Raw genomic sequence first — 19,408 nt, 5'->3', positions numbered from 1 at the left:
TGTTTTGTTCTTGGTACATCAGAGACTTTTCTAAATCATTTTTTACGCAATATTTAATTGTCTGATTCTAAAGTTAAGCTGCCATGAAAAAAAAATACCTTATTATACTATTATTGTTTCTAAGTAGTCTTTATTGTTTTGGGCAGGATTGTGCTGAAAGAACTGTATCGGATGATATAATTTGCATTGGACAAAGCGCGTCAATTATTTTGACTGGTAGTGTAAACTTGCAAGATTATCAGTTAAGAATAGGAAGTACCGTTATTGAAACTAAAACAAGTATAGCTGACGGAGCTGATGTTACTTTTATTGTCGCCCCATCATCAACCACAACTTATAATATCATAGCAGTAGGATGTACTTCCGCTTATACTGATACCTCAACTGTTACTGTAAACCCAAATATCACTCCCTCGGTAACTATTTCAGCCAACACCGGAAATGCTATATGTGCAGGAACTTCTGTCACTTTTACAGCAACGGCAACTAACGGTGGTACAACTCCCTCTTATCAATGGTACGTCGGTACCACTTCAGTTGGATCTAATAGCCCAACTTATACAACTTCTGCCTTAACTAATGGAAATCAGGTAAAAGTGCTTATGACTTCCAGTGCGACTTGTCCCCTTCCTCCCACCGCAACAAGCAATATATTAACGATGACTGTAAATTCCTTACTCGTTCCATCAGTTACTATTTCAGCTACACAAACAACATTTTGTGTTGGAACTGCTGTTACATTTAATATCAATAATTTAAATAATGGAGGACTAAACCCAACCTATCAATGGCGTGTAAACGGTAACCCCGTTGGAGCAAATAGCGCCTCTTTTACTTCAAACGCACTTTCAAACAATGATAACGTTACTGTAGATGTAACTTCTTCTGCCACATGTCCATCTCCTTCGATGGTAACTAGCAACGCTATTCAAGTAACAGTTAATCCAGATGCTGCAATCAGTTTAACGTCTGGAGTCGGAAGCAATAATCAAACTTTATGTGCTAATTCGCTGCTTTCGTATATTGCATTTGCTATTAGCGGTGGAGGAACTGGAGCAGTCGTGACTGGACTACCAGCAGGTTTAACAAGTAGTTTTAGTGGAGGCGTAGTAACAATTAGCGGCACACCCACAGCAAGCGGCTCTTTTACCTACACACTCACAACAACCGGTACCTGTGTCCAAACAACAGCAACGGGTGTTATAACAGTCTATCCTATTGCAGCAATTAGTTTAACATCAGGAGCAGGTTCAAATAATCAAACAAAATGTATTAATGTTGCCATAAGCGATGTCACTTTTGCTATCAGCGGTGGAGGAACTGGGGCTGGAGTAACTGGCCTGCCTGGAGGTTTAATGGGTACTTTTAATGGAGGAACCTTTACCATAAGTGGAATACCTACAGCAATTGGATCTTTTCCTTATATTGTGACAACTACAGGCAGCTGTACTCAGACTACCGCTGTGGGAACAATTACGATAAATCCCGATACAGTCATTAGCTTAACTTCAGGAGCTAGCACAAATAATCAGACCTTATGCGCCAATACTTCACTCACAAATATTAGTTATAGTATAAGTGGTGGTGGAACCGGAGCTACAGTATCAGGGCTTCCCGCTGGAGTGTCAGGAAGCTTTAGTGCAAGCACCTTCACAATTGCTGGAACTCCAACAGTTAGTGGAACTTTTCCTTACACAGTGACAACCACAGGATCTTGTGTTCAAGTAACAGCAACTGGGAGCATTACAGTTAGTCCAGATGCAGTTATCGCTTTAACTTCCGCCGCAGGTACAAATAATCAAACCAGATGCATTAATACAGCAATAAGCACTATTATATTTGCCATTAGCGGTGGGGGAACTGGAGCAATTGTAACAGGATTACCGACAGGTTTAATAGGCGTATTTAATAGCGGTACATTTACAATAAGCGGTACACCCACAGCAGGTGGATCCTTTCCTTATACAATAACAACAACTGGGACTTGCGCCCAAAAAACAGCCACAGGAACCCTTATTGTTAATCCTAATGCAGTAATCAATCTAACATCTGGAGCAGGTACAAATGACCAAACAAAATGTATTAACGTTGCGATAAACACTATCTCATTTGCAGTTAGCGGTGGAGGAACTGGAGCAACTGTAACAGGATTACCTGCGGGGCTTACAACTAATTATAGTGGTGGAACATTTACAATAAACGGTACACCCACAGCAAGTGGCTCTTTTCCCTATACGCTAACAACAACAGGCCCTTGTGTCCAAGCAACAGCAACTGGAACAATTACAGTAAGTCCAGACGCAGCAATTACTTTAACCTCAGGAGGAGGTTCAAACAATCAAACTAGGTGTATTAATACTGCAATTAGTACTATTACATTTGCCATTAGCGGTGAGGGAACTGGAGCAAACGTAACAGGCTTACCAACCGGCGTAAATGGCATTTATAGTGGCGGAACACTTACAATAAACGGAACACCCACTGCTAGTGGCTCCTTTCCTTATACAGTTACAACGACAGGTTCTTGTAATCAGACCACAGCTACCGGAACGATCACTGTCAATCCCGTTATAGTACCCTCTGTGACTATTACATCAACATCTACTTCTATTTGTTCAACCACTGGAACAAACGTCACATTTACGGCAACCCCAGTAAATGGTGGAACTACTCCTATCTATCAATGGAAGAGAAACGGAGTAGATATAACAGGAGCGACAAGTTCTACTTATTCAACTACCTCATTGGCAACTGGTTCAAACATCACAGTTGTAATGACTTCAAGTGCTACTTGTGCAACACCTATAAGTGCTACTAGTAATAGTATTGTTATGACAGTATTTACTAGCGCACCGACTGTAGGAAATGGAAATAATGCGAGTAATAAGCCTTCTGGCCCAATTGCAATCTGTCCTCCAGCCACTGGATTAGTATATAACATACCAGTTAATATGTCAGGTGGAGAAACATATTTATGGAGTTTACCAACAGGGTTTTCAATAACCTCTGGCGTAGGAACTTCTCAAATAACGGTCAGTGTGGCAACAAATGCTACATTAGGCAATAATAATATTACTGTAACAGCTTATAATCCATGTGGAAATAGTGGACCTTCGAGCAATCTAGTTGTTAATGTCAATAGCTATAATGGAGTGACTGTGCCGTCAGCCACACAATCTGTTTGTTCAAATGGTTCAATTTCGGTTGTTGGAACCTTAACCGGAAATGCAACCTCCGGAACGTGGACTGCTCAAAATGGGACTTTTTCAAATATTGTTACTTCTACAACCAATCCGATTTTAGTAAGTGCAACTTACACTCCTGCTATAACAATTGGTAGTGACATTTTAAAGATTACTACTAATACGCCAACCGGTGGTGGATGCCCTAATGTAGCTGGAACAGCTACAATTAATCTAACCGTAAACCAAGCGGTCGCAATATCTTCTCAACCAGTGGCAACGCAAACCTTATGTTCAGGAAGTACAGCAACTTTTAGCGCTAGCGCAACAGGCTCCGACTTAACCTACCAATGGCAAAAAGCAGGAATCAATTTGGTGAACGGCGGTACTATTTCTGGAGCAACCTCATCATCATTATCTTTAACAAATATCACAACAGCCGATGCAGCAAACTATAGAGTCGTAGTTAGTGGAGCTGCTCCTTGCTCGGCAGTTACTTCAAATATTTCGGCCCTTTTGGTAAACCAAATAATTGCCATTGGGACTCAACCAGCAACAAATCAGTCCGTTTGTTCGGGAACACCAGCTAGTTTGAATGTGGTAGCAACAGGAGCTGGTATAACCTACCAATGGAGAAAAGGAACTATTAACCTATCAAATGGAGGTTCCATTTCAGGAGCTACTTCGGCAACTTTAACTATTAACCCAACAGTTACTACAGACACAGCTTCTGATTATAACGTGGTCATTACAGGAACCGCTCCTTGTAACCCATTGACTTCAAATAATGCAGCTTTGGTGGTAAACCAAGTTGTTGCAATAACTGCCCAACCACTAACGACACAAACCTTATGTTCAGGAAGTGCGGCTTCTTTCAGCGTTAACGCAACTGGCTCCGGATTAACCTACCAATGGAAAAAAGGAGGAGTCAATTTGATGAACGGAGGTACTGTTTCTGGAGCAATTTCATCAATATTAACCATGACTAATATTGCCGCTTCTGATGCTGCAAATTATTCTGTAGTTGTAAGCGGAACTGCTCCTTGTTCGGCAGTAACTTCAAATATTTCAGCCCTTTTAGTAAACCAAATAGTAGCCATTGGTATTCAACCTGCAACAACACAAACAATATGTTCAGGAACATCAGCAAGTATTAATGTAGTAGCAACAGGAACTGGTTTAAAGTATCAATGGAGAAAAGGAAGTACTAATTTAACTGATGGAGGTTCTATCTCAGGTGCTACCACAGCGACTTTAACGATAAATCCAACAGTTACTGGTGATGCCGCTTCTGATTATAATGTAGTCATTACAGGAATGGCTCCGTGTAACACTTTGACTTCAAATAATGCAGCTTTGGTGGTAAAGCAAGTTGTTGCAATAACTGCCCAACCACTAACTACACAAACCTTATGTTCAGGAAATACGGCTTCTTTTAGCGTTAGCGCAACTGGCTCCGGATTAAACTACCAATGGAAAAAAGAAGGAGTCAATTTGATGAACGGAGGTAATGTTTCTGGCGCAACTTCATCTACTTTAACAATAACTAATGTTGCTTCGACTGATGCTGCAAGCTATACTGTAGTTGTCAGTGGAACTGCACCTTGCTCGGCAGTTACTTCAAATATTTCGGCCCTTTTAGTAAACCAATTAGTAGCCATTGGTACTCAACCCGCAACAACACAAACTGTTTGTTCAGGAACATCAGCAAGTTTTAATGTACTTGCCACAGGAACTGGATTAACGTATCAATGGAGAAAGGGAACTACTAATTTAACTGATGGAGGTACTATTTCAGGTGCTACCACAGCTACATTAACTATAAATCCAACAGTTAGCGGTGATGCGGCTTCTGATTACAACGTAATAATTACGGGAGCTACACCATGCACACCCTTGACTTCAAATAATGCGACATTGGTCATTAACCAAGCAGTCTCAATTATAACCCAAGCTCTAGCAACCCAAACTTTATGTTCAGGAGGTACAGCCACTTTAAGCGTAAATGCAACGGGTGCAGGCTTAATATACCAATGGAGAAAAGGCAGCACTAATTTGGTAAACGGAACCAATATAGCTGGTGCGACCTCATCAACTTTAACCCTCTCGAATTTACAAACTACTGATGCCGCTAATAATTATAATGTGGTAATAACGGGAGCGAGCCCTTGTACTCCGTTAACATCAAACAATTCTATTTTGATTATAAACCGACTAGTAACTATAAATACTCAGCCATCTAATGTAGGTGTTTGTGTTTCCAACCCTGCAACATTTGGCATAGTAGCGAGTGGAGACGGATTAACTTTTCAATGGTATAAAGGCATAATAGGTAGTGGAGTAGCCGTTGTGAATTCGTCTAATATAACCGGTGCTACCACTAATGTTTTAAATTTTGCACAAGCGGCTTTGACTGATGACGGTCCGTATTATGCGATCGTTAGCGGGATAGCAACTTGCTCAGCTATTACTTCTAACCAAGTAACCTTGAATGTTGATCAATCCATTATCATAACATCTCAGCCTATTTCAAAAACTGTTTGTGAAGACACTCCAAATATTAGTTTCTCAGTGATTGCCAATGCTGGCGGCGATCCTTTGACTTATCAATGGAGAAAAAACAGCGTTAACATATTAGGAGCAACAGCGGCTACCTTCACTATTCCAACGGCAACATTGGCGACAGCTGGCACTTACGATGTGGTAATTTCTGGACCTTCAGGATATACTTGCTCCTCGATACAAACTGCAGCAGCAATATTAACAATCAATCCAAAACCAATAGGATCTGCCACTGCTCAAACTATTTGTAGTGGTTCAACAACAAATGTGGTATTAAACTCAACTCTTAGCGGTACAACATTCACTTGGACTTCAGCTATTCAAGCTACTCCAACAAGTGGAACAATTAGTGGATTTAGCGATAGTTCGGGAAATATAATTACGCAAAATTTAACCAATTCAGGAACCACTGCGGGAACTATTCGTTATACCGCTACTCCTACTGCAAACTCTTGTATAGGAGCAGCTTTTACAGTTGATGTTACAGTTAATCCAGCGCCTGTGGGATCTGCCACTGCTCAAACGATTTGTAGTGGTTCAACAACAAACATAGCGTTAAACTCAACTGTTATAGGTACAACATTTACATGGGTTGCAACCGTACAAACTGCTCCAACAGCCGGTACAATTACTGGATTTAGCAATGGTTCAGTAAATACAATTGCTCAAACTTTAAGCAATACAGGCAATACTTTTGGAGTTATTCGATATACCGTTATTCCTACTGCAAACTCTTGTAAAGGAACTGCTTTTACTGTTGATGTGACGGTTAATCCCAATTCAACTATTGTATTATCATCGGCTTCAGGTTCAGATAATCCAACAAATTGTATCAATACCATACTAAATATCAGTTACGCTATTGGAGGCGGTGGAACTAATGCATCCATTACAGCTGGTACACTACCAGCTGGTGTTACAGGTTCATACAATTCTGGAACTAGAGTTTTTACAATCAGTGGTACTCCTTCTGCAGTTGGAACTTTTAGTTATACGGTAACAACACAAGGACTTTGTATTAACGCTTCTTTAAGCGGAAGCATCACAGTAAATCCAGATTCAACGATTAATTTAAACTTAGGTACCGGATCAGATAATCAAACAAAATGTATCAATACACCGATTACTCCTATTAAATACACAATAAATAATGGTGGAACTAATCCTACCATTACATGGAATACAGGATCCCCTAATCTTATAGGGTCATACGATTCTGCTGCTGGCGTTTACACAATTAGTGGTTCTTCCGCGGTAGCTGGAACATTTAATTATACCATATCAACGGCCGGTAGTTGTATTAATAGTTCATTGACAGGACAAATAACTGTCAATCCTAATCCTGTGGGCTCTGCTATTTCTCAAATAATTTGTAATGGTTCAACAACAAGTGTTGCATTAAATTCAAATGTGAGCGGTACAACATTTGCTTGGACTGCGGTAATCCTGAACACTCCAACAGCTGGAACAATTACAGGATTTGGTAGCGGTTCAGGAGCTTCAATTGCACAGACTTTAACCAATTCGGGGACAACATCAGGAAGTATTCGTTATACAGTTACTCCTACGGCCAACTCCTGTCCAGGATCAGCTTTTACAGTTGATGTTACAGTAAACCCAAAACCAACTGGTTCTGCCATTGCACAAACCATTTGTAGTGGTTCGCAAACAAACGTGCTTTTAAACTCCACTGTTAGCGGTACAACATTTACATGGACCTCAGCTATTATTTCTATGCCAACTGGCGGAACCATTTCAGGGTTTAACACTGGTACAACAAGTACAATTGCCGAAACTTTAAGCAATAGTGGTACAACAGCTGGTGTTATACGATATACTGTTGCCCCCTCTGCAAATAATTGTCCAGGAGCAGTTTTTACCGTTGACGTAACAGTGAATGCGCCTACCGAAGGTGGTACGACAACTTTTCAAAATGGTACTAACCAATTTACGGATTGTCATTCAGCCACTGGTCAAATATTTTTAAATGGACAGATAGGTACAATTCTTGGTTGGGAATCTTCAATAAATGCGGGAAGTACTTGGAGCACTCCTTTGGTAAATGTAGATAATGCAACGCTCAATTATACTAATATTCTACAAACTACTCTATTTAGAGCTGTTATACAAAATGCAGGCTGTACAATTGTTAAATCAGCTGCAGCCACATTATTTGTAATTCCTAATATTAAACCATCTCCCGTAACCGCTACACCGTCGACAATATGCAATGGTGAGTCATCAACTCTTGTGTCTCAAAGTGGATACGCCACAAGTCAAAACCTTGCCACAGGAGGTAGCTTCAATAATGCAAATCCTCCTGGTTGGTTAGCTGATGGAAAAGAAAAACTTCCTGCAAGTGGCGACAATACTGTTGCTAATAATTGGTTAGAAACAAATGGTCCAAAATTATTTAGCGGTATAACTTACAATACCAGTGATAACACTAAATTTGCGATTGCTCATGGAAATTTAACATCTACACTTGAAACTCCCGTTTTTAACACTCTTGGCTTAACAGCTGCTTCCTTACAATTTTATCAAGCGTATTTCTTAATGACTGGTGCTAACTTAAAAATAGAACTCTCTTTAAACGGCGGAGCAAATTACAATATCACTTTAAATTCTGGAGTTACTCATAATTATTCCGGTCCGAGCAATTCCGGAGCCGGCAGCTATACTAATTTTGTTTTTACTTCAATAGATTTACAAAGTTATGTAGGACAAACCAATTTAAGAATCAGATTTACATACACGGGAACAACAGCTAGTTCATGGGCGTTAGACAATATCAAAATTCCCGAAGCACCTCCTGGCGCTTTAACTTCACAATGGGTTGACACCAATACGGGCACAATAATAAGTAATACTAATACCACAAATGCGGTAGTATATCCTACAATCACTACTACTTATGCAGTAACCTCCTATCTAAATGGATGCACGAGTTCAGGTCCTGATGGAACAACTTATATAACGGTAACTGTAAATCAAAAACCAATAGTAACCGCAACACCATCACCAGCTACAATTTGTTCTGGAGAAACATATAATATTCCATTAACAAGTTCAGAGACAGGCACAACATTTTCTTGGACAGCAGTTCAAACCAATGTTTCGGGAGCAAGTGCAGGAAGTGGTAATACTATTGCTCAAGTTTTAACAGCAACTGGAACAACAATAGGAACAGTTGTATACACAATTAATTCAACATCAAAAGGCTGTGTGGGAATTCCAAAAGTGATAACCGTTACCGTAAATCCGATAGGGCAAGTAAACCTAATTTCCAATCAGGTATTTTGTGCCGAGAGTGTAATATCTATTCCTTTTGGAACCAACAATACGGGAGGAACCACTGCTTATTCTTGGACTAACAGTTTGCCTTCAATAGGTTTAGCAGCATCGGGGAATGGAAACATTAATTTCACAGCAACTAATTCTGGAACTATCCCTTTAGTCGCTACAATTGTAGTTACACCAGCTTTATCAAATGGAGGGACAGGTTGTCCTGGACCAACCAAGACCTTTACAATAACTATAAACCCAAGACCAACAGCAGCTATTCAAACTTCCCAAATAATTTGCAGCGGGACAACAACCACTTTTAAGGTACTATTATCAGGAATAGCCCCTTGGAATATAACCTATAGCAACGGAATTACACCAACAACAGCAACAACAAGTGCAAATCCTTTCTATTTTAGTATTCCAAATATCACATCAAATAAATCCTATACTATTACAGCATTAACTGATGCAAATTGTGCTGCAAAACCAACAGATTTAACTGGAACATCAGTAGTGACCGTCTTAAATGGCACTCCTGGCTTATGGACAGGCTTGGTAAGTGCAGATTGGTTTGACTGCCTGAATTGGGCTGGCGGCTTACCAACAAGTACAATAGATGCACAAATCCCAACTATTCCTTCCGGAAGTTTTGGCATGCCCATAATTGACAGGAATTCACCTTTTGCAGTTTCTTATAATTATATTGCAAATGCTCGAGATTTAATTATTGCTAGCGGCGCTTCGGTTACGATGGTTGCAACAAATAATTCTGAATTACAAATTAGCCGAGACTGGAAAAATAGTGGGCAATTTATTCCAGGAACAGGAACGGTGACCTTTAATGGAGCCACTTTAAGTCAAATTCAAACCATAAATCTAGGAATCAAAACCAAGGAAACATTTTTTAATTTAAGCACTAATACTTTGGCTGGTGCCAAAGGAATAAGTGTTGTTGATGGATTTAAGCTAACCGTTTCAAATAACCTATCATTACTTAGCGGCGACATCCGTTTAACCGGAGAGGCACAATTAGTCCAAGCCGGAACTGCAGCAAATCCTATTGGTGGAACAGGAATACTTTTGAGAGACCAACAAGGGCAAAAAAATAGCTATAATTATAATTATTGGTCCTCCCCCGTAAGTTCAAGTACTGATTATGCCCATTATTCCATAAGTGGTGTTTTAAAAGACGGAACCGATGTTTCAACAAATCCTTTCAACCCTACAAATATTAATTTCGGTGACGGAGCTTATTTTGCCGACGGAATTGCAACAAACCCTATACGAATCAGCAACCGATGGTTGTTTGCCTATAATTCGATAACACCAGGCACAAACACTGGTTTACAGAATTATTATTTATGGAATGGAATAGGAAATACGGCTCAGATAAAAATTGGTGAAGGATTTACAATGAAAGGTACCGATGGAAGTGCTTCCATTTCAACAACCCAAAATTATGTCTTTGCTGGAAAACCCAATACTGGCACTCTTTCCTTTACTTTAGCACCAAACCAAACCTATTTAGTTGGAAACCCCTATCCATCAGCTCTTGATGCCGATGAATTTATTAAAGACAATTTAAAGGATTGTAATTTATGTAGAGCAACTTCCAATGTCTTTAATGGAGTACTCAGTTTTTGGGATCACTTTGGCTTAACTAGCAATCATTATTTGGCTCAGTACACTGGAGGATACGCAACCTACACCTTAATTGGTGGCCTAAGAGCAATTGCAAACGACCCATTAACAATTAATAATAATAGTCAAGGTTCTAAAATACCAGATCGTTATATACCTGTAGCCCAAGGTTTTTTTATTGCTGCCAAGCCACTTACTATAAGCTCTCCAATTATTGCTGGAGGAACATTAGTAATCAAAAATAGCCAGCGTGCTTTTATGACTGAAATCTCTGGAAATTCACTATTTATGAAATCAAGTTCAAATACTAAAACTAAACTAGACATCAGACCCCAAATAAGACTTGATTTTATTTCATCAAAAGGGGCAAACAGACAGATTCTTGTTGGAGCTGATGTAAATACCACAAATCTTTTTGATATTGCATATGATGCACCACTACAGGATAGTAATCCAGATGATATGTATTGGGAATTCAGCAATGACAAATTTATAATTCAAGGGATCCCCGATTTTAATGTTAATCAGATTATTCCTTTAGGAATAACAATCACTAATCCGGGTTTAGTAACCATTAAAATTGATGTCTTGGAAAATATGCCTAACACAGCTAAAATTTATTTGTTTGACAATCTAACTAATATATACCATGAACTTAGGGATAGTGATTTTAAAATTTCACTTGATATTGGGGAATACAACAACCGATTCTCCTTGCGGTTTTCTGAAAAAACACTCAGCATAGATGAATTTAAATTGCCTGAAGGTATTTTAGTTTATTTTACAAATAATAACAAAATCCTCAACATAGAAAACAACTTTAGCGACAGAACTGTAAACAAGGTCTTTATTTTCAACTTGTTGGGCCAATCCATTGCAAATTGGGATGTAAAAGAAAGAAAACAAAACAAGCTACAAATTCCAATAAAAAATGTAAGTTCTGGGGTGTATATTGTTAAGCTTGGCACGAGTAAGGGCGATTTTAGCACAAAAATAATTATCCAGTAGATAAAGAATTAGTTTGATAGCCAGCCGAAGCTATCATGTATACCTTGATAAGCGACACTAATGTAAGAAATGGCGAAAGGATACTTCTTTGTATTTGATACTTAATCTTTCACCAAAAAAAAGCTCGGGAATAATAGTCCTAACAGAAACAAAGGAATGCTGAGGTAAATAAGAATAGTCTACTTTTATAAAAGAAATGCCGCTAAATTTAGCGGCATTTCTTTTTGAATTCTAGTTTAAACTTAAAATAGAAGTTATTTTCCACGTTTCTTTATTTAACTCTTACACTCCATTCAAAATCCATTTCGGAAACCTGATCTCCTTTTTCATCACTTCCAATAGACTTCATCCAGAACGTTTGTCCCTCTCCTGTTGCAATCGTTTCTTGAATCGCTTTTTCTATGAGCTGTCCATCTTGACAAACGAATGTTATTATTCCTGTTGCCTTTTTCGTAAAATTTCCTTTGTTATTAGCCACTAACATCGAGATTTTTTTACCGCTTTTTTGGATCTCATTTATGACCAAAGCACCTGTTGACAATTCAGCAGCCATTGCCTGAACAGCAAAATACATAGAGTTGAACGGGTTCTTGTTAATCCAACTGTGCTTTACTGACACTACACATTTATTCTCCCCTATCTGCTTTACCCTAACACCACATAAAAATGCAGCGGGTAATTTGAAAAATAGGAATTTATTAAGTTTAGACGCTGTAACATTCATTATTGCTGGTTTTTTTGCTAATGTACAAAAAAAATACTATGCGTACATATAAAATACATTTGTTAAAATTATGTTAACTTATACTACTATGCGATACAAGATACTGTCTTTTAACTATATATTTGTATAAGAAATTACTAGGTAAGCTAATCGAAATTAGTTACGGTTTTTCAATCATCAATCAAAACCAAAAAAAATGGATACAATCACCGAAAAAAATGCAGCTACTTTTACACACTTAAGTTCTTTAACCCAATATTTTTTCCCCTTTGGAAATTATATCTTTCCAATACTAATTTGGACTGCAAAAAAAGACAAGTCAGAGTTTGTAGATCACAATGGAAAACAAGTACTTAATTTTCAACTGAGTTTGCTGTTGTATTCTTTAGTACTTATTGCAATAGCGATTCCAATTTTCATCATCACCATTTTTAGTAATGTCCCTTTTGATGCGATAATCAATGATGACAACTTCGTTATCAATAACTTTAATTTTGACAATAACATGGGCTTATTGACAATAGGAATAATGGCAGTACTGATTTTTGGAGTATTAAAAGTATCCGAATTTTTCTTAATCATATATGCAGCAATAAAAACATCTAACGGAGAACGATTTAAATATCCTATTACTATTCCATTTATAAAGTAACTGCCCTAGCTCTGATGGAAGCGGCATCCTTTTCCTGACATTTTTAGAAAGGAAAAGATATAGCGGACAGCAGGAACAGCTCCTAAAAAAATAACCATCAATCATCAATCACAAAATGAACAGTTTAATCAACTAACAAAAATGAAATTATGAATATTGAAAACACAAAAGCACAGATGCGTAAAGGTGTTCTCGAATTTTGCATCCTATCCGTATTAAAAGAAAAAGACGCATACACATCGGAAATATTAGAAACCTTGAAAAACGCAAAATTATTAGTGGTTGAGGGCACTATCTACCCGCTACTGACCAGATTAAAAAATGACGGCTTGCTTAGCTACCGTTGGGAAGAATCAACCTCAGGACCGCCAAGAAAATACTATGGCCTCACTGAGATAGGAAAAACATTTTTAACTGAACTAAATGGCACCTGGACTGAACTCTCAGACGCCGTAAACCTAATAACAAACCAAAACTAAGAGTCATGAACAAAACTGTAAATATCAACCTAGGCGGCATGTTCTTTCATATAGATGAAGATGCATACCAAAAATTAACTCGTTATTTTGACGCTATAAAACGTTCTCTATCCAATTCTTCTGGACAAGATGAAATCATTAAAGATATCGAAATGCGTGTTTCAGAACTACTAAACGAGAAACAAAAAACCGACAAACATGTTGTGGGTTTAAAAGATGTCGATGAAGTCATTGCTATCATGGGACAACCAGAAGACTATATCATTGAAGAAGACAACCAACAAAATCAATCTTTTAACGATAACACGAGCAGAAAATCGAAAAAACTTTATCGTGATAAAGAAAAAGGAATGATAGGTGGTGTTGCAGCAGGTCTTGGACATTATTTTGGGATTGATGCTGTTTGGATTAGAGTAATACTAATTCTATTAGTTTGGGGCGCTGGAACAGGAGTCTTAGCATATATAATTCTATGGATCGTTATGCCTGAAGCTATAACAACATCCGAAAAACTAGAAATGACAGGAGAACCAGTAAACATTTCGAACATCGAAAAAAAAGTTCGAGAGGAATTTGAAAATGTTTCTGATAAAATAAAGAATGCCGACTACGACAAATACGGCAATCAAATAAAATCTGGAGCAGGAAAAATAGGAAGTTCATTGGGGGATTTTATCCTTTCAGTTTTTAAGGTGTTTGCTAAATTTCTGGGTATCCTATTAATCATAACTGGACTAACTACCTTAATCTTTTTGCTTATTGGAGTTTTCACATTGGGTTCATCTACTTTTATTGATTTCCCTTGGCAAGATTTTGTAGAAGCAGGAAACTTTACTGACTATCCAATTTGGACTTTTGGCTTATTAATGTTTTTTGCAGTAGGCATTCCTTTCTTCTTTCTAAGCATTTTGGGATTCAAACTATTGAGTCCAAATATGAAGTCTATAGGGAACATTGCTAAATACACCTTACTTGCACTTTGGATAATAGCTGTTGCATTAGCAATCTCAATAGGAATAAAACAAGCGTCAGCCTTTGCTATTGATGGGAGAGTTGTTCAAAAAGAGAATATTGCACTACAAACAACTACAGACACTTTGCATATTAAGTTTGTACATAATGACTATTATACCAAAAATGTAGACGACAGAAATAATTTCAGAATAACACAAGATTCAGCGAATACTGATGTTATTTATTCAAATGAAGTGCGTTTTGAAATTAAAAAAACCGACGAGAAACTCCCATACATTCAAATTGAAAAAGAGGCTAAAGGAAAGACACTCTCTGAAGCAAAACAAAGAGCAGCACAAATTAGGTACGGCTATCAGATAGTTGGTAATCAATTAATTCTAGACAATTACCTTTTGTCTGACCTAAAAAACAAATTTAGAGATCAAGAAATTGAAGTTACTTTGTATCTACCTCAAGGAACTTTATTTAAAGCAGATTCAAGTGTACAAAACTATGATAGGTCTAGTGATGAGTTTTTTAATTTACATTACAGTTCTGACAAATATCTATATAAAGTAATGGAGAACAAAGTAAAATGTCTGGACTGTCCAACGGATGAAAACGATTATGACGATGTCGACTACGACGAAGATGACAATACATCAGTAACTATAAATAAAAATGGTATATCGATTACCAAAGACACTATAATAAACAACCAAAATAATATCAAAGAGCTGAAAATAAATAAAGACGGCATCATCATTAAAACTAATTAGTCATGCTAAAAATCATAACAATTATCACAAAGTTTATATTGGTTTTGTTAACTGCATTATTGTTTGCGTCCTGCAACTATACAGTCAATTCGAAATCAATAAAAGGTAGCGGTCATGTTACGACCCAAAACCGAATTATATCAGAAAACTTTAAAAGTATTGAAGTTAGCAATGCTATTGATCTAGTTATCGAACAAGCTGACAAAAAAGAAGTTATTATCGAAGCTGATGATAACTTGCAAAATCACATTACTACAAAAGTAGAGAATGGAGTCCTTATTATTGCTTGCGATTACAATTCCTTTACTGATGTGGAGTCGAAAAAAGTTACTGTTAGAATGCCTATTATAGAAGCGCTCCGTGCTTCTAGTGCATCATCAATTACGAGCTTAAACACTTTGAAGGGAGAAAACATTAGCCTTAGAGCTTCCAGTGCTGCGAATATCAATGTAAAAATAAAGGCAGATAATATAACCAGCAAGTCTAGCAGCGGCAGTACAATTTCGATGGACGGCATGGCTCTAAGCGTAGAGGCTACTGCCTCAAGTGGAAGTAATATCAATGCAAATGAATTATTAGCAAATGAAGTGACTGCAAAATCATCGAGCGGATCGTCAATAGACGTTCACCCTATCGTAAGTTTAAAAGCCAAAGCTTCCAGCGGTAGTTCTATTGAATATAATAACACACCGCATTCAATAGAAAAACAATCCAGTTCTGGCGGCAGTATTAATAGAGACTAACCTTTATACTCGAGAAATTAAGACTAAAATCATTGATCAAAAGTGGATGGTTTTTTTATATTTGTAAAAAACATAATTTACACAAAGAATGAAAAAATACATTGCCATAGTCCTGCTCCTTTTATCAAGCATAATATCATTTGCACAGACAAAAGAAAAAATAAAAGGTTCGAAAACTGTTACAATTGAAGAAAAAGAAATAGGTAATTTTTATAGCCTTGAAGTAGACGATAATATTGAAGTCTATATGGAGAGAGGAGAGACGGCAGCACTGAAAATGGAAGCTGACGATAATCTTCATGACATCATTACAATTGATTTACAGGATAACACATTACGTCTTTCTACTACTAAAGAAGCTATAAGATACCGAAAACTAATAGTAAAGCTCACCTATTCAAAAGATCTAAATTTAGTAACTGCAAGAAATGACGCAACTGTAAATGCAATTCAAGAAGTATTAGTAGACAGCATTACTTTTAGATCATTTGATAATTCTCAGTTGTTTTTAAATGTCAATTCAAAAGACTTCGTTTTACAGTCTGATGATGAGTCCAAAGTAGAACTCAATTTAAAATCAGAAAATTCAAAAATCGAATTAAGTAAGGACGCATCCTTAAAGTCATTAATAGTAACTCAGAACTTGGCTTGTGACTTATATCAAAAAGCGACTGCAAAAATCGAAGGTAGCGCAACCAATGCTGCTTTCAGAATCGATAGCAATTCAAATTTGACAGCAAATAAATTAACGGTAGAAAATATTGATTTAACTGCTGAAGGCTATTCAAGCTGTTCCGTTAACGCAGAAACTAGCATTACTATTGACGCTTCAGGCAACTCAGAAATAGAACTTTTTGGGGAACCAAAAATAGAAGTGAAAAGATTTGTGGACGAGGCTCAAATACTTAAAAAAGTAAAATAGAAGTAATTACTATTTACTAAATAAAAATATTACAAAACTACTTAAAAACAAAAGTCCCGCTTTTTACAAATCGGGACTTTTTTTATAGTAAAATATACAGTTCTAACTATTCTTTAGCAGATAAATATCTCTCAGCATCCAGAGCTGCCATACAGCCTGTACCAGCAGCAGTAATTGCCTGACGATACACATGATCAGCGGCGTCACCACCAACGAAAACACCTTCCACATCAGTTTTTGATGTTCCTGCTACATTTATAATATACCCAGTGTCGTCCAATGAAAGAAAGTCTTTAAAAATATCTGTATTGGGTTTATGACCAATTGCAACGAAGAAACCTGTTGCTTCAATATCAAATGTTTCATCCGTATTTTTATTCAGCGCTCTTACACCAGTAACCACTTGCTCATCGCCTAGAACTTCAATAGTATCATGGTTCATCAAGATAGTTATATTCTCCGTTTTACGTACGCGTTCTTCCATGATTTTCGAAGCTCGGAATTTATCGCTTCTCACTAACATCGTTACTTTTTTACAAAGCTTAGATAGATAATGTGCTTCCTCGCAAGCTGAATCTCCAGCACCCACGATTACTACTTCTTGGTTTCTGTAGAAAAACCCATCACAAACGGCACAAGCAGAAACTCCTCCACCCATCTTCAAATAATGTTGTTCTGAAGGTAAACCCAAGTATTTAGCTGTTGCCCCTGTTGAAATAATCACTGTTTCACAATGCAATTCTTTAGTGTCGTTAATCCAAACTTTGTGCACGTCACCAGAAAAATCAACCTTAGTAGCCCAACCATCACGAACATCTGTACCGAAACGTTGTGCTTGAGCTTGTAAGCCAACCATCATTTCTGGGCCAGTTATCCCTTCAGGATTACCAGGCCAATTTTCCACTTCATTGGTTGTAGTCAATTGACCGCCAGGCTGCATTCCTTGATATAGCACAGGTTTCATGTTTGCCCTAGCTGCATAAATTGCTGCAGTATAACCTGCTGGTCCAGAACCTATAATAAGGCATTTAATTTTCTCGATTGTATCAGACATAATAAGATTTTATTATAATTTTAAAAGAACAAAAGTACGTTTTAATTACTGAAATTTATAACTTGATTTATCACTTTTAGCTATCTCCTAATAACAAAAAAAATCCTTTCTGTCGAAACAGAAAGGATTTTCAGTCGGGGTGGCAGGATTCGAACCTGCGACCTCCTGCTCCCAAAGCAGGCGCGATAACCGAGCTACGCTACACCCCGTAATCGGCTGCAAATATATAATTATTATTTGCTTCTCCAAAACTATTTGGGAAATAAGAAAAAATTTAATTGACCAACAACAACAAACAAAATCATATTATTGGATTAAAAGCCTGACTTCAAGAAAACAATCTTGATTTCTAAAGTAATAATCCGTTTACAGCATTTACCAGATAATAGAAACAAAGCATCGCAGCTGCCACAGTTTTGCTATTTATTGCTCCTATTTCAAGTACAACAGTTTCTTTTCTCTTCACCTAGAAACCCAGTAACCCTCATTATCTTGAAAAGAGTAGCTGAAATAGTATTCTAAAATTACCAGTTGAAAAACAAAAATAAAAACGCCAATTAGCAACTAATCAAGCTTTAACAAATGTTAACAAAATAGATTTTTAGAAACCATAAATAATTGTATTTTTACGGTTCAAAATTTATAACATAAATGGGCAAAATCATTGCGATTGCTAATCAAAAAGGAGGAGTTGGAAAGACTACTACGTCCGTAAATCTAGCTGCTTCCCTAGGAGTTTTAGAAAAAAAAGTACTACTGATAGATGCTGACCCACAAGCCAATGCGAGTTCAGGTTTAGGAATCGACGTGGATAATGTTGAAATCGGAACTTACCAAATTTTGGAACATAGCAATACACCAGCGGAAGCAATCATAAAATGCTCAGCTCCTAATGTAGATATAATTCCATCCCATATTGACCTTGTCGCGATCGAAATCGAATTAGTCGATAAAGAAAATAGGGAATATATGCTTAAAAAAGCATTAGAAAGCATTAAAGACGAGTATGACTTTATCATCATTGATTGCGCACCATCACTTGGGCTGCTGACTTTAAATGCATTGACCGCAGCAGATTCAGTCATAATTCCTATTCAGTGTGAATATTTTGCGCTAGAAGGTTTAGGGAAGTTATTAAATACAATAAAAAGTATTCAAAAAATTCACAACCCAAATTTAGATATCGAAGGATTGTTATTGACCATGTTTGATTCTAGATTGCGCTTATCAAACCAAGTTGTCGAAGAGGTTCAAAAACATTTTAACGACATGGTATTTGACACCATTATTCAACGAAACGTGAAATTGAGCGAAGCTCCAAGTTTTGGCGAAAGCATCATAAACTATGATGCAACGAGTAAAGGAGCTGCTAATTACCTGCATTTAGCTCAAGAAGTTATAAAGAAAAACAGTAAATAGT

The 19,408-nt window shown here is 37.3% G+C and carries 9 protein-coding genes and 1 tRNA gene; 7 read left to right on the top strand and 3 right to left on the bottom strand.

Annotated elements, in window-relative coordinates; all coding sequences use genetic code 11:
• The first annotated feature begins 83 nt into the window (after nucleotides 1-83).
• Entirely contained in the window at nucleotides 84-11,681 is an 11,598-nt protein-coding gene (locus ACEN2H_RS07315) for a PKD-like domain-containing protein (RefSeq protein ID WP_441731666.1), read from the top strand.
• A gap of 271 nt (nucleotides 11,682-11,952) precedes the next feature.
• Here ACEN2H_RS07315 and ACEN2H_RS07310 read toward each other — a convergent pair whose 3' ends face one another.
• Entirely contained in the window at nucleotides 11,953-12,405 is a 453-nt protein-coding gene (locus tag ACEN2H_RS07310) for a DUF4442 domain-containing protein (protein ID WP_441731665.1), read from the bottom strand.
• Between the two features lie 196 nt (nucleotides 12,406-12,601).
• Here ACEN2H_RS07310 and ACEN2H_RS07305 point away from each other — a divergent pair, with 196 nt between their 5' ends.
• The 5 genes from ACEN2H_RS07305 (at nucleotide 12,602) to ACEN2H_RS07285 (ending at nucleotide 16,934) form a co-directional block, all read left to right on the top strand.
• Nucleotides 12,602-13,057, top strand: coding sequence for a DUF4870 domain-containing protein (locus ACEN2H_RS07305; RefSeq protein ID WP_441731664.1), 456 nt, complete (start codon nucleotides 12,602-12,604; stop codon nucleotides 13,055-13,057).
• 149 nt (nucleotides 13,058-13,206) lie between these two features.
• Nucleotides 13,207-13,536 carry a PadR family transcriptional regulator gene (locus tag ACEN2H_RS07300; protein ID WP_441731663.1) on the top strand — a complete coding sequence of 110 codons (330 nt, stop codon included), beginning with the start codon at nucleotides 13,207-13,209 and terminating at the stop codon, nucleotides 13,534-13,536.
• A gap of 5 nt (nucleotides 13,537-13,541) precedes the next feature.
• Nucleotides 13,542-15,269 (top strand): PspC domain-containing protein, encoded by a 1,728-nt coding sequence (locus tag ACEN2H_RS07295; RefSeq protein ID WP_441731662.1) that lies wholly within the window; start codon nucleotides 13,542-13,544, stop codon nucleotides 15,267-15,269.
• A gap of 2 nt (nucleotides 15,270-15,271) precedes the next feature.
• Nucleotides 15,272-16,012, top strand: a complete 741-nt coding sequence (locus ACEN2H_RS07290) for a head GIN domain-containing protein (protein WP_441731661.1) — start codon at nucleotides 15,272-15,274, stop codon at nucleotides 16,010-16,012.
• Between the two features lie 88 nt (nucleotides 16,013-16,100).
• Nucleotides 16,101-16,934 (top strand): GIN domain-containing protein, encoded by an 834-nt coding sequence (locus ACEN2H_RS07285; RefSeq protein WP_441731660.1) that lies wholly within the window; start codon nucleotides 16,101-16,103, stop codon nucleotides 16,932-16,934.
• A 106-nt stretch (nucleotides 16,935-17,040) separates the two neighbouring features.
• On the opposite strand, the gene trxB is transcribed toward ACEN2H_RS07285, so the two are convergent.
• Together trxB and ACEN2H_RS07275 are read right to left on the bottom strand one after the other, a co-directional pair.
• Nucleotides 17,041-17,988, bottom strand: a complete 948-nt coding sequence (trxB, locus tag ACEN2H_RS07280) for a thioredoxin-disulfide reductase (protein ID WP_441731659.1) — start codon at nucleotides 17,986-17,988, stop codon at nucleotides 17,041-17,043.
• 134 nt (nucleotides 17,989-18,122) lie between these two features.
• Nucleotides 18,123-18,197, bottom strand: a tRNA-Pro gene (locus tag ACEN2H_RS07275).
• A 442-nt stretch (nucleotides 18,198-18,639) separates the two neighbouring features.
• On the opposite strand from ACEN2H_RS07275, the gene ACEN2H_RS07270 reads away from it, so the two are divergent.
• The gene (locus ACEN2H_RS07270) at nucleotides 18,640-19,407 is read left to right on the top strand and encodes a ParA family protein (protein WP_441731658.1); all 768 of its coding nucleotides are present in this window, start codon (nucleotides 18,640-18,642) and stop codon (nucleotides 19,405-19,407) included.
• Nucleotide 19,408: the final 1 nt, after the last annotated feature.

The organism is Flavobacterium sp. W22_SRS_FP1 (genome assembly GCF_052113685.1).
GTDB lineage: Bacteria > Bacteroidota > Bacteroidia > Flavobacteriales > Flavobacteriaceae > Flavobacterium.
Note: the sequence above shows the minus strand (reverse complement) of the source record. Positions and strands in the feature narration are given on the sequence as shown.

Bases quoted from the DNA above. Each gene is read 5' to 3' on its own strand.
- ACEN2H_RS07295 (WP_441731662.1), top strand. From the start codon at position 13,542: ATGAACAAAACTGTAAATATCAACCTAGGCGGCATGTTCTTTCATATA.
- ACEN2H_RS07310 (WP_441731665.1), bottom strand. From the start codon at position 12,405: ATGAATGTTACAGCGTCTAAACTTAATAAATTCCTATTTTTCAAATTA.
- trxB (WP_441731659.1), bottom strand. From the start codon at position 17,988: ATGTCTGATACAATCGAGAAAATTAAATGCCTTATTATAGGTTCTGGA.
- ACEN2H_RS07270 (WP_441731658.1), top strand. From the start codon at position 18,640: ATGGGCAAAATCATTGCGATTGCTAATCAAAAAGGAGGAGTTGGAAAG.
- ACEN2H_RS07315 (WP_441731666.1), top strand. From the start codon at position 84: ATGAAAAAAAAATACCTTATTATACTATTATTGTTTCTAAGTAGTCTT.
- ACEN2H_RS07305 (WP_441731664.1), top strand. From the start codon at position 12,602: ATGGATACAATCACCGAAAAAAATGCAGCTACTTTTACACACTTAAGT.
- ACEN2H_RS07300 (WP_441731663.1), top strand. From the start codon at position 13,207: ATGAATATTGAAAACACAAAAGCACAGATGCGTAAAGGTGTTCTCGAA.
- ACEN2H_RS07290 (WP_441731661.1), top strand. From the start codon at position 15,272: ATGCTAAAAATCATAACAATTATCACAAAGTTTATATTGGTTTTGTTA.
- ACEN2H_RS07285 (WP_441731660.1), top strand. From the start codon at position 16,101: ATGAAAAAATACATTGCCATAGTCCTGCTCCTTTTATCAAGCATAATA.